General features: G+C 43.7%; 16 protein-coding genes and 1 other annotated feature. Of the genes, 12 read left to right on the top strand and 4 right to left on the bottom strand.

The genetic code is table 11. The features are described from left to right. The first annotated feature begins 173 nt into the window (after nt 1-173). The 11 genes from E4663_RS07975 to E4663_RS07925 all read left to right on the top strand — a co-directional run bounded on the left by E4663_RS07975 (nt 174) and on the right by E4663_RS07925 (nt 8624). Nucleotides 174-557 (top strand): VOC family protein, encoded by a 384-nt coding sequence (locus E4663_RS07975; protein ID WP_079480306.1) that lies wholly within the window; start codon nt 174-176, stop codon nt 555-557. Between the two features lie 217 nt (nt 558-774). Then, nucleotides 775-1224 (top strand): NUDIX hydrolase, encoded by a 450-nt coding sequence (locus E4663_RS07970; RefSeq protein ID WP_135327193.1) that lies wholly within the window; start codon nt 775-777, stop codon nt 1222-1224. Between the two features lie 131 nt (nt 1225-1355). After that, nucleotides 1356-1605: a binding site (T-box leader), on the top strand. 64 nt (nt 1606-1669) lie between these two features. Beyond that, a complete protein-coding gene (locus tag E4663_RS07965) occupies nt 1670-2851 on the top strand; it encodes an MFS transporter (protein WP_135327192.1) in 1182 nt (393 codons plus the stop codon). Between the two features lie 280 nt (nt 2852-3131). Next, entirely contained in the window at nt 3132-3395 is a 264-nt protein-coding gene (locus E4663_RS07960; protein WP_079480303.1) for a hypothetical protein, read from the top strand. Between the two features lie 146 nt (nt 3396-3541). Beyond that, nucleotides 3542-4294, top strand: a complete 753-nt coding sequence (locus E4663_RS07955; RefSeq protein WP_135327191.1) for a threonine/serine exporter family protein — start codon at nt 3542-3544, stop codon at nt 4292-4294. A gap of 17 nt (nt 4295-4311) precedes the next feature. Next, a complete protein-coding gene (locus E4663_RS07950; RefSeq protein WP_079480301.1) occupies nt 4312-4749 on the top strand; it encodes a threonine/serine exporter family protein in 438 nt (145 codons plus the stop codon). A gap of 121 nt (nt 4750-4870) precedes the next feature. Next, the gene (locus E4663_RS07945; RefSeq protein WP_135327190.1) at nt 4871-5404 is read left to right on the top strand and encodes a hypothetical protein; all 534 of its coding nucleotides are present in this window, start codon (nt 4871-4873) and stop codon (nt 5402-5404) included. A 2-nt stretch (nt 5405-5406) separates the two neighbouring features. Next, nucleotides 5407-6090 (top strand): hypothetical protein, encoded by a 684-nt coding sequence (locus E4663_RS07940; RefSeq protein WP_135327189.1) that lies wholly within the window; start codon nt 5407-5409, stop codon nt 6088-6090. A 41-nt stretch (nt 6091-6131) separates the two neighbouring features. Next, nucleotides 6132-6923: an alpha/beta hydrolase family protein gene (locus E4663_RS07935; RefSeq protein WP_158290453.1), complete on the top strand. Its 792-nt coding sequence runs from the start codon at nt 6132-6134 to the stop codon at nt 6921-6923. A 19-nt stretch (nt 6924-6942) separates the two neighbouring features. After that, nucleotides 6943-7479, top strand: coding sequence for a GNAT family N-acetyltransferase (locus E4663_RS07930; RefSeq protein WP_135327187.1), 537 nt, complete (start codon nt 6943-6945; stop codon nt 7477-7479). A gap of 44 nt (nt 7480-7523) precedes the next feature. Beyond that, nucleotides 7524-8624, top strand: a complete 1101-nt coding sequence (locus E4663_RS07925; RefSeq protein WP_135327186.1) for an NADH:flavin oxidoreductase — start codon at nt 7524-7526, stop codon at nt 8622-8624. Between the two features lie 40 nt (nt 8625-8664). Here the strand turns inward: E4663_RS07925 and E4663_RS07920 are convergent, their stop codons facing one another. From E4663_RS07920 to E4663_RS07910, 3 genes are read right to left on the bottom strand one after another with little or no spacing between them, the layout of a single operon-like run. Then, nucleotides 8665-10098 carry an amidase family protein gene (locus tag E4663_RS07920; protein ID WP_135327185.1) on the bottom strand — a complete coding sequence of 478 codons (1434 nt, stop codon included), beginning with the start codon at nt 10096-10098 and terminating at the stop codon, nt 8665-8667. Between the two features lie 45 nt (nt 10099-10143). Next, on the bottom strand, nt 10144-10365 hold the full coding sequence (locus E4663_RS07915) for a helix-turn-helix domain-containing protein (protein ID WP_135327184.1): 222 nt from the start codon (nt 10363-10365) through the stop codon (nt 10144-10146). A gap of 9 nt (nt 10366-10374) precedes the next feature. After that, nucleotides 10375-10845, bottom strand: a complete 471-nt coding sequence (locus tag E4663_RS07910; protein WP_241657127.1) for a DUF2975 domain-containing protein — start codon at nt 10843-10845, stop codon at nt 10375-10377. Between the two features lie 222 nt (nt 10846-11067). Between E4663_RS07910 and E4663_RS07905 the strand changes: the two genes are divergently transcribed. After that, nucleotides 11068-11634, top strand: a complete 567-nt coding sequence (locus E4663_RS07905) for a hypothetical protein (RefSeq protein WP_206663478.1) — start codon at nt 11068-11070, stop codon at nt 11632-11634. A gap of 13 nt (nt 11635-11647) precedes the next feature. On the opposite strand, the gene E4663_RS07900 is transcribed toward E4663_RS07905, so the two are convergent. After that, entirely contained in the window at nt 11648-12262 is a 615-nt protein-coding gene (locus tag E4663_RS07900; RefSeq protein WP_079480291.1) for an HAD-IA family hydrolase, read from the bottom strand. Between the last annotated feature and the right edge of the window lie 6 nt (nt 12263-12268).

Raw genomic sequence — 12268 nt, 5'->3', positions numbered from 1 at the left:
CCAAGTTTAGAATTTCAAGAGCTAACATATAAACCGCTTCCTGATCGGTAGATTTGTCTTAACGTTTACGGCTCTTTCATTCAATAAACGTCAATTCAATACGGTATAATGAAAAATAAGAAATCATAAAACGGTTGTAATTATTTCAACCACGAGAAGGGAAAGGTTAGAAGATGAGCTATAAACCGCAAGGATACTCTTCCGTTTCTCCATATTTAGTGACCCATGATGCAACCGCAGTTATCCATTTTTTAAAAGAAGCCTTTAATGGGCAAGAACTTCGCCGCTATGAGAGGGACGATGGTTCGATCATGCACGCAGAAGTTAAACTTGATGATTCGGTTATTATGATTGCGCAGTCGACGGAAGGGTGGCCGGGTTATAAAGCTCATATTCACCTCTATGTACCCGATTCGATTGCTGTTTATCATAAGGCCCTTGAAGCGGGCGGGCAATCGGTGCAGGAGCCTGTAAAAAAAGATGACTCTGATCGTCGTGGAGGGGTTTCGGACCCTGCTGGAAATACGTGGTGGATTTCCACTCAAGTGACGGAGTGAATCATTGCTACTAAACATAGAAGTGAAAAGAACGTCAAAGCTCATGCCTAATAACAAAGGAAATAGTCAGCATTGTATGCTGGCTTTTCTTACGCCTAAAGATAGTGGTAAAGGCATGAGTTGCTAAGTCGCCAGAATCTGAAGTGAATCAGTGTTGGATAATTATATTTTAGAGGCTATAATTTGATGAAAGCTTAAATGAAGAGGTGTCTATACGATGTTTAAATACACAGTTTGCTTTATCAAGAGAAAAAATAGAATTTTGATGCTTAATCGGGAAAAAGCTCCTATCATGGGAGTCTGGAATGGAGTAGGCGGTAAGGTTGAGAAGGACGAATCCCCTGATGAAGGTGCTTTACGTGAAGTATTTGAGGAAACAGGGATCCGAGTAGAAACTTATTTTTCTAAAGGTACTGTAAGATGGGAAAATAACAACGGTGAACAGGATGGGATATATGTCTACTTGTTTGAGATTGATGAAGATTTGAAATATGAAATCCCTTTGAAAACACGAGAAGGGATCTTAGATTGGAAGTCTATTGATTGGATACTTAATCCTCAAAATCTTGGAATTGCAGAAATGGTCGCTCAATACTTACCAGTTCTATTGAGTGAAAAGGGCAGTCACTTATTTACATATAAAGATGGACAGCCAATTATTTCTTAGATAACAGACTCAATTTCTTAAATGTGATTACAACAATAATAAGAAGCGTGTACTATTAAGCATTGATTCGAGAAGTTTACAAAAATAAAGATTTACAAAAGAATGCAATTAGTGAATAATAGAAGAAATATCCAAACGCAGGGAAGAGAAGAGTAGATGAGTACAGTTCTTCACAGAGAGCTCTTGATGGTGTGAAAAGAGCAAGGACGACCTCGTTGAAACAAGCCTCTAGAGCGTCGCATGGGAACGATGGTTGGGATCGTGCGCCGGGTGCTCCCGTTACAGAGCTAGGGTATAACCAGTGATGGCGTACCCGAAAAGGTTGATATGGTGACGTATCAACAAACTGGGGTGGCACCGCGAAAGGATCTCGTCCCCAAGACTTAGTCTTGGGGGTGGGGTTCTTTTTTTGTTTCCATCACTTTATGGAAAGAGGTGCGACCTGATGAAATTATTATTGTTTAATATTGGATTATCCAATATCGGAGATTGGATTTACTTGATAGCTTTCAATTTGATCGTGTTAGACATGACCGGATCTCCCTTTGCCGTAGCAGTCTTATATCTATTGAAGCCAGCTGCAGCGATGATGACGAATGGCTGGGCGGGGAGTTTTATAGACAGGCTTGACGCGAGGGGACTTATGATCTGGTTAGATACGGTAAGAGGACTCTTGATCATCATTCTTCCTTTCTTCTCATCTCTAATCATTATGTATTGCCTTGTTTTTCTTGTTAATATGGCAAGCGCCATGTTCAGGCCTGCATCGATGGTGTACATGACTAGTTTCCTGGCAAAAGGAGAACGGAAGCGGTTCAATGCGCTTAGAAGTCTGGTCGATTCCGGCGGGTTCCTCCTCGGCCCAGGCATTGCAGGGCTAATGTTCTGGATCGGCTCCCCTTGGGCTGCCGTTTACTTAAATGGTGCTACATTTCTTTTATCTGCATTTCTGACACTGTGGCTACCTTCTGTACGGACAGAAACAATGGAATCCTCCTCATTCTCGATAAGGGAAGACTGGAAGCTGGTTGTTTCTTTCAGTCATACCCATGCGAAAACGATGATTATTTACAGTTTGTTCACCTTGCTTATTGTAATGACGGCGGCTATCGATTCGTTGGAGGCGGCATTTTCCAAGCAGGTGCTCGGGTTGTCGAATCCAAGCTACGGGATCCTAGTCAGTATTGCGGGGGGAGGGATTATCTTAGGTGCTGTCATTCAGAATATCTTAATTGATAAGACGACAACACGATTCTCGATGAGCGGTGGTGGATTAGGCATGGCAATGGGATATTTGATCTATGCTTTTTCAAATGGATTCTTGGGTGCAGCAATTGGATGCTTTCTGCTTTCATTTTCACTGGCATTTGCTAACACAGGCTTTCTGACATTTTATCAAGACCATATTCCACCTTCTATTATGGGACGTGTAGGGAGTTTATATGAATGGGGGGAGTCCTTTGTTGTCATCTTATCTGTAATAACAATCGGGTTACTTGCAGAGGCGGAGTCGATTCGATTAGCGGTTTGTTCAGGTTGTTTCCTTATGTTATTTATTTCTTTGGCGCTGGTTCACTCGCTTCGTTCTAGTGGTGAGGAGCGCCATGTCGCCAAGGAATCGTTTTAAAGTTCTAACTCTCGGGGTAAGCATATAGATATAGGAGGGGAGCGGATTCCCTGCTGTTTAGGAGAGAAGTTTAACTCCTTGTTGTGATGACCGATATTATAAAAGTCACGAAGATGAAAATCGTTTTGTAACTAATGATCATTTGTATAAGCGGTGGCTCTTTCCACAAGGTAAAAAGAGATAAGTTTTTCTTATGGATAGTTGAAAAGATGTGGAAGCTTTTATACTATAATGAGTATAGAAGATTCAGAGTTTTCTATTTCCGTAGAGGAGTGAGGATATGCTAAAAGAATCAGACTTTGAAACAGAAGAACTAAAACAACAATGGATCAAGGTGCGGAACAAGAAACTTGAAGAAATGGCTCAGTACATCCAGCGCTATTTCCACCTGACAAAAGTACGAGAGAATGCTAGTAGCTACGAAGTACAAGGTTACTTCTTCCAACCGGGGTTCGGTGAAGTCCGAATGGCCTTCGAATTCACAAATGAAAACGTAGCGAAATTCACCGACTTATTCGATGATCCGGTAGAAGAGAAAAAATAATCATGAAATTTTTCGAAAGTGGTTCCTTATAAGGAACCACTTTTTTCATGACTTTTACCCAAGCTTGTCAAAAATCTGTTGCGAATAGGAAATAGAATCGGCTACACTTTAGAAACGAGATCAAACAGGAAAAGGGGGAGGGCCTAATGAAACCTCAAACTAGCACAACAGAAGTGATCGAGTTGTGTTTATTGATTGGAAGGATCATGCTTCAAAACGGAGCGGAGACGTATCGAGTCGAAGATACGATGACCCGTATTGCAGCTTCATATGGAAAAGAGGAAGCGCAAAGCTTCGTTACGCCAACAGGTATTGTCTTCTCCCTAAGCCAAGTGGAACCATCCAAACTCGTCCGGGTTTCGGATCGCACGACTAACCTTAGTCATGTAACGATTGCAAATAACATATCGAGAAAGATCACGGCTGGAGACCTGGATATTCAAGCCGCTCATGAGCAGCTTACGAAGCTTGATCAGGCTGGAGTGAAGTTTTCCATGCCCACTCAAATAGCTGCCGCTTCGCTTGCAAGTGGGTGCTTCGCAATTATGTTTCAGGGTCATTGGTCCGACTTTTTACCGGCTTGTATTTCGGGCGGAGTCGGGTTTATTGCACTGCTTGCCTTCCACCGCTTCTTCGAAATCAAATTCTTTGCGGAATTTCTAGCTTCCTTAATCATTGGAGCGCTCGCATTTACGCTATTGAGTTTCGGACTGGGAAGTGAAGCAGATAAAGTGATCATCGGATCAGTTATGCCGCTTGTACCAGGCTTGCTCATTACGAATGCCGTTCGAGACTTGATGGCAGGTCATCTTGTCTCAGGATTATCTAAAGGTGCAGAGGCGTTTCTGACTGCATTCGCTATCGGTGGTGGAGTGGCCATCGCTTTTTCAATTTTTTAGAAGTGAGTTGAGTATCTATGTTATGGGTTGAACAACTTATTACGAGTTTTATCGCATCCGCTGCTTTTGGAGTGATCTTTCAAGCTCCGAAGAGTACGTTATTTAAATGCGGTTTGGTCGGATCTACAGGTTGGATCATTTACCGTATCTTTGTAGAGTGGGACTTGAATGAGATTACAGGAACGTTTGTGGCTTCGTTTGTCATCGCGATGATTGCCCAGTTCTTTGCTAGAAAATATAAGACACCTGTTATCGTCTTCAGTGTAGCAGGAATCATACCGCTGGTTCCTGGAGGGCTTGCCTATGATGCTATGCGGCACTTTGTTCAGAACAATTATGAAACGGCGCTTCCGATTTCCGCAAAAGCTTTCATGGTATCAGGGGCAATCGCCATAGGACTTGTGCTATCCGAAGTCATCAACCAATCCGTTAAGAAGATTAGAAAGCGCAGGTAGAGTGAGTGGGGTCAGGGACCTCGTCCCTTTTGTGGGACGAGGTCCCTGACCCCACTTCATTGAAACCAAATCCTTCCTCCGTTCGTACTACATGTAAGAACGTTTCCTGAGGAGGGATTTTTTGGTTTATTTGGTTATCGTCTTTTCGGTGTTATTACTAATGCTGCTGCTGAGATTGTACATTCGTCGTTTTATACCGATTGTTCTACTTACAGGACTCGTTGTTGGCGTAGCATATTTTGTATTCTCCCAAAGCCAAGTAGTGACAACGAAGGATCTATATCCAGAACTATACAATCCGGAATACGACATTCAAGAAGTCACGATTCAGGTGAATGATCCGCGGGAGTTCAGGACGGTAGTTGTCAAAGAAATGTCGACAGAAGACAAAGAACAAATACATGAACTGCTCCAAGACTTCTCTGATGTGAAAGTAAGGTTGGATGATGAGCGTGGCATACGGAAGTACAGCCTTAAATTCAGTTTGGAAAAGCCAACCCAAACCGGATCGAATTTCGAATACGTTAACGTTAACATCGGAGAAGACTTTGTATCTAGTAACCCAATTTTGAACGATACCGATCACTTGGAAGCATTGAGAGCTTTAGAGGAAGATGATGCACTGTCGTGGACAATCGTAGAAGAGGGGGGATGACGGTGAAGTGGCAGATGCTTTTATTTCTTTTTGTCTTAACAGGATGTATGAATCAAACGTCAACACTAGAAGGAGAAGCTCTAGTCATGGAGGATGCCACACAAGCGTTCGTCTTGAACATGGGGGATATCTTATCCGAAGAGGAAAAGGAAAATGGAAATTATGACAAGAACGATAAGGTGATAGAAGCCGCTAGAATCATACCAGGTGATCAGTTGGAAGTTAGTGGAGAAATTAAACAACTGGAAGATTTGCAATCTCTCCATAAAGTGGAGGTGGTAGTAGAAGGTACGTACCACCAAGAACTTGTGTCGATAGAAACGTACTTCAATGACAGAGAATCGCTCCCTTCCTATAAAGCGGAGTCTATCAAAGTCGTGCCTTATACAAAAGAAGAAGTAGTCCGTCGAATCACTGCTGATCAAGGCGAACACAGCTTGCATGTTTATAATCCAGATGAGGAAGCGGATGAGATAGGAGCTTATCGGGATATTTTCGGCGATGCTCCGATACGATCAACAACTATTGAATCTTCTTTCACAAACGGAGTGCTCAACCGGGCAGAGCATTTCAAAATCGCAGAAGATCGACCGACATATATTGTAACGGATGATGAGGGGATTGTATTTCATACTCATGAATTGGAAGCGCTAAAGACCTATTTTGACAATTGGGGGAAGAGGTAACTTCCTTCCGTGCCCCCAATACATAGAAAGGACAGATGGAGATGAAGCATGCTTTTGTTCAGAATCAAGATATCCTAGGAGACCTGTTGATACCAGATGAGAAGATAAATGTGAAGATCGGTCTCGTGTGGCTTCCAGGTCTTCCGAATCAGCCGCTGATGGAAGATATGACTCATCAGCTCGTGCAACAAGGTTTCACTGTACTGAATGCAAGATACCCTGGCAGCTGGCAGAGCTATGGAAAGTTCGGCCCCTCGACTTCTGTGGAAGGTGCTAAGTTAGGGATGGAGCTTCTGAGAAGCGGGAAGACGACAGATTTGAAGGGAATGCAGCAAGTCTTATGGGACATCGATAAAGTCGTTCTGATCGGGAACAGTTATGGAGGTGCTGTAGCGTTGACAGCTTTAGCTACTTCAGACCTGTCTGATGGAGCAGTTGTGTTTTGTCCTATGCTGGACCCTGCAGCTCAGAACGAAAATCCGAACGAACCGGAAGAAGACCTTTCCACCATGTATCCATTTTTGAAAAGGTGTCACGAAAATACCTTCCGGGACATTGACCCTCAAGAATGGGAGGATTTCATAATAGGAAACCACTCTTGTAATCCCGTTACTTACATCGATAATCTGGCTCGAAAACCGATTCTTCTCTTGCATGGAAAGGAAGATAGGAGTATCCGTGCCTGGCATACAGAGTCATTTTTTGAAGAGTTGAGAGAAGCCGGAGCTAAGAATGCAGAATTGCATCTAGTGGATGGTATTGGGCATGGAAGAGGGTTGCGAACAACGACACAAGACCTTTGGGTGAAATGGCTTAAGGAACATTTTTCATAGTATAGGAGGAGAGTGCCTTATGGTGCCCAATCTCGAAACTGAGCGGCTACTGTTGCGCGAGCGTAAAATGACGGATTTGGAAGATTGTCTACAGATGGACCGTGATCCAGAAGTAGTGAAGCATATCCCAGAGATAAGAGAATTACTGGAATCGGGTTTAAGTGCTGAAAGGCAGAAGGCATTCATTACAGACAGGATGCAGAAAGAATATCCAAATGGGCTCGGGTATTGGACGATTGAGCATAAACAAGATCCAGGTGTATTTCTCGGCTGGGTGATGTTAATTCCGCTTGATGCAATCGGACCGGAGGTTGAAGCAGGCTGGCGGCTGAATCGGGATAGTTGGGGCAAAGGCTTTGCAACAGAAGCTTCTAAAGCAGTAATCCGTCATGGATTCGGCAGCCTGGAGCTCTCAGAGCTTGTATGCGATATTCACCCAGAGAACGGTGCTTCTATAAAAGTTGCTGAGAAGCTTGGCTTTGCCGGAAAAAGCACTACTTCTGATGGTTATGTGCGTTATAGGTTAAAAGCAGATGATTTTGATTTCGCCCCATGATTTGCCATACTTCTTATTGTATACATGATAGGAGGAGGTACAACATGAGTGAGAACAAAACTATTCAAGCACTTTTCGATTCATTTTCCAGTGATAAATTGCAATTGCCGAACCGTACGGTAATGGCTCCAATGACCAGAGGGTTTTCCCCGAACGGTGTTCCAGGGGAAGACGTTGCGGCCTATTATCGTCGCCGCGCGGAACATAATGTCGGTTTGATCATAACGGAGGGGACAGGCATTGACCACCCTGCTTCGGTGTCTGGAGACTCAATCCCTCTCTTTCACGGGGAAGCTTCTCTTGAAGGTTGGAAGCGTGTTGTAGACCAAGTGCATGAAGCAGGTGGCAAAATCGCACCCCAACTATGGCATGTGGGAATGACAAGGAATAAAGGGGACCTTCCAAATGAAGAGGCACTTCCAGTCGGGCCATCTGGGTTTACTTTAGACGGAGAACCTGTAACAGATCCGTTGACTGAATCAGAGGTGGAACAACTTGTTGAAGCTTATGCAAAAGCAGCTTCGGAAGCGAAACGCCTTGGTTTTGATGCAATAGAACTGCACGGGGCACACGGTTACTTGATCGATCAGTTTTTCTGGGAGCAAACGAACAAACGAACGGATCGCTATGGTGGTGACCTTGTAAAACGTACGCAATTCGCTGTAGATATTATCAAAGCATGCCGCCTCGAAGTAGGGCCGGAGTTTCCGATCATCTTCCGCTTCTCCCAATGGAAAATGAGTGACTACAAAGCGCAGCTTGCCAAGACACCAGAAGAGCTCGAACAATTCCTTCAACCACTTGTCGAAGCAGGGGTGGATATTTTCCACTGCTCTACTCGGAGGTTCTGGGAGCCTGCGTTCGAAGGTTCGGATCTGAACCTTGCAGGATGGACGAAAAAACTTACTGGAAAACCTGTCATCTCTGTCGGGTCTGTTGGCTTGAGTGGTGAGTTTACAAGTTTCACAAACGCTGATACAACGAGTTTGGACGGTTTAGTGGAGAAACTTGAAGAAGAGGAATTCGACCTGATTGCCATTGGACGTTCTCTATTACAAGATCCTGCGTGGGTCGAAAAAGTCGAGAACGGACAAGCAGACGATCTGCTTCCTTTCGATAAGAGTTCGTTGACGAAACTTTATTAAGAGTGAAAAAGCACAAAGCCCAGTGGCTTTGTGCTTTTTATTATAATTCAGGTTCTTGATGGGGTGTACTCTTCGTTTGCTCATAGTGATACCCAAGGGAAAGCAGTTTGGATTCTTCAAAGGCGGAGGCTGTTAATGTCAGCCCTACCGGCTTGCCCTCATCTTCGGTATAACCCGCTGGAACCGTAATAGAAGGGTAGCCTGCCATAGCGGGTAATTGGGAACCAGCTGCGTTCGGAGAAAGGAATGCATCCAGACGGTGCTCTTCTCTTAAGGCGTCTAAACCGTCAGAGGTCGATATTCGTAAGTCTTCTAATCGATCCTTAATATACGTAGAATCGGTCAGAGTTCCGCTCGTTTGTTCAGCATCCAGCAAAACGGACTGCCCATATTCCAGAGCGCTTTCTTCATGCTCCCGATGAAAAGCAATCAGTTCTTGCAGTGTATGAACAGGAATGTGTGGAGCACAGGAGCTTAAATAAGCATTGATTCCATGTTTGAACTCATGGAACATCACACTTGATTCCCTCTCCGTAACGGGGAAAGAAATTTCGATGACTTCCGCTCCTTGTGACTTTAAGTCCTCTATTGCTTGGTCCATTACATTTCTTTCTTCTTTGTTTAAATCTTCGAAAAAAGTGTAGTCCACACCGACTCTAGCTCCTTGAAGCGCGTAAGGATTCAGCTCCAAAGTATATAAATTGGATGTTTGGAGCGGTTTTGTAGATGTTGCCGGATCATGAGCGTCTTGGGTGGCCAACACTTCTAGGAGCAAGGCGGCATCTTTTACCGTTCTTGTAATCGGACCGGCCGTATCCTGACTGTGCGAAATCGGAATAATACCATTTCTACTGATCAATCCGACGGTCGGTTTAAGACCAACTAAAGAATTGGCGCTGGCTGGACTCAAAATAGAACCACTAGTTTCCGTGCCGATTGCTGCCGTAGCAAAGGAACAAGCGACCGCTGCTGCAGACCCAGAACTGGAACCCCCGACATCGAAGGTTCCTGGTCCATAAGGATTGAGAACCTGACCACCCCTTGAACTATAGCCATTCGGCATTGCCTCACTCATGAAGTTCGCCCATTCGGTCAAATTCGCTTTTCCGAGTAGGATGGCACCAGCTTTTCGAAGCTGAGATGCGACGAAGGAATCTTCTTTCGCGTAATGGTCCTTTAAGGCGATGGAACCTGCTGAGGTATGCATCTTGTCTCCTGTATCTATGTTATCCTTCAACAAAATTGGAATGCCGTGAAGAGGACCGCGAGCACCTTTTTGTTTACGCTCTTGATCGAGAGCCTCTGCAATATGTAGAGCATCTGGATTGATTTCCTTAACAGAATTAATAGACGGGCCACTCTGATCAAACTCAGCAATCCGTTCCAAATAAGCCATCGTCACTTCCCGCGAAGTCGTCTCTCCACTCACCAAAGCTGCCTGCAACAACGAAACATCCTTGAACCACTCATTCATCACTTCGTCCTCCTTTGTTTATTTGGGGTCAGGGACCTTGTCCCATTAATTGGGACGAGGTCCCTGACCCCGATATTCCATTAAGTCTCCTGGTTGGCATTCGAGTACCTGACAAATCGCTTCTAGTGTGGAGAAGCGGACTGCCTTTGCTTTACTATTTTTCAATATAGAGAGGTTGGCCATGGTAATGCCGACTCGTTCAGATAGCTCAGTCATACTAATATTTCGCTTGGCAAGCATGACATCAAGGTGGATTACAATCGCCATATCGTCACCTCAAATCGTCCATTCGTTTTCTATTTTGATCTCGATTGCACTTTTTAATAGCTGTTGAAGGACTCCGCCGAACATGGCAATCACGATGCAAGCGAAAATAATGACCAAACCGACGAGAGCGATGCCAGGGTGCAGAGCACTTTGTGTAATCAGAAAAATACTCCCGACCGCATACAGGCTACATATCGCTAATGCACAATATTTAATAAGTCGTAGTGAATGTACCGCTGCTTCAGAAAAAGCTTGTTGATGATCGATGTATTTCAGTAATCGCAATGCTTCATATAGTGCTAAAAAGAAAGGCACAGCTGTAATGTAAATACCGACAAGAACAGGATATCGTAAATAGGCAAGGCTGGGCTCTATTTCTGCCGCCTCTCCCGACATCCAAGGGAGCCAAAATACACTTAAGATAAGGATTGCTGCCCCTAGTACGTATACCGTGACTTTTAAGAATAGCGTCTTCCTCACATGGCTCCTCTTCCACTTTTTGGTAATTAAATTATATATTGAAACATATCGAAAAACAATAAATATTTAGGGGGGGAGGCGAAAGTGAAAACCCGTAAGCAGGTAGGACTTATTGTTTGTTTTTTACATTTAAAGGTTAAAGGAGACAAGAGATGTAGAAATGAGAAGGAGGAGCAGGTGGTGAATAGAAAGAAGCTGTTGGCGGTGATTATTAGCACTTTTATGGTTGGGTTAGTGGGGTTCGGGGTGTATCAATATCAAGATAAGAAAAAATATGTAACGTATATGTCCAGTGAGTTAAGTACATCTTTTCTAGATTTAGCTAGTTCTCTTGATGAGATCAATCGGATAATTGCAGATGCCGAGGAAAGAGAACAATGGTCGGCTAGAGATCGACAGGCAATGTTAGAAGAATACAAGAATCTTGACTTTGCTTGGGGAAATATCTTATCTATAGCAAGGGCAGAAGACCCGGAGCTTTTCCAAGGTAATGGCAATAGGTTACACAATCTTCCGAATGTACCTATAGAATACTTAAAGAAGCTGCCTAAGGATCAGGTCGTTTGGTCAGTTGAAACAGAGAAGCAATTAAAGTACTTAAGCAATATAAATGATCTTTGGCTGGAGGATTTATCGAAAGTAAGTGTCATGGAAGATAAGCTCAGTGGGTTCGCCTTAAGTCCTCCGAAAGAATCATACCAGCCCTTTGTAAAGCGCGAAGGATGGAAACAGTACCTAAGCAGCATCAATAAGGATGAAGAAGTACAAAAGTACGATGGGGACAGGTAAACTGTCCCGTTTCTTAAATAATAGATTTCAATGAAGTGAAATCCGTGATGATATAGTCGGCATGAGGGTTTTCTTCCGTCTCCTCCGTAAAATAACAAGAGCTGATTCCAGCATTCTTTCCCGCTAATAGGTCCAGGTCGCGATCTCCAATCATGATAGCTTGCTCCGTATCCATCGCATGTTTCTTTACCAGATGATTTATGGCATCTGGACGTGGTTTACGCTCAAATCGATGCTCTGATGTAATGAAATCCTGGAAGAAAGGATAAAGGTCAAACTTCTTCAACAGGTCGATAGAAGAGGATCCACGGTGTGTATAAAGGTAGTTGAACCTGCCTGAGTTGTATATATATTCGCAAATCTCTCTGATACCCTTGAAAGGTAGGGACTCCTCAACTTCGATGTCTTTGCGTTTCATGTGAAAAGCTTTCAGAAAGGCATCATCAATCGAATACTTATCTTTGTAATGCTGTTCTGTTTGAGACATAGAAACTTTCATATGGCGAAGAATTTCTTCTATAGACTCATGGAAGCCATGTTCTTCTAAGGAGCTCTGAAAAATGCGTGCCATGATCGGATATGTATCGAATAGCGTTCCATCAAAATCCCATATAATGTGTTTGAACAATTTATA

This window comes from Halobacillus salinus (assembly GCF_004684905.1).
Lineage (GTDB): Bacteria > Bacillota > Bacilli > Bacillales > Halobacillaceae > Halobacillus > Halobacillus salinus.
The sequence above is the reverse complement of the archived record's forward strand: the minus strand, read 5'-3'. Positions and strand labels throughout refer to the sequence as shown.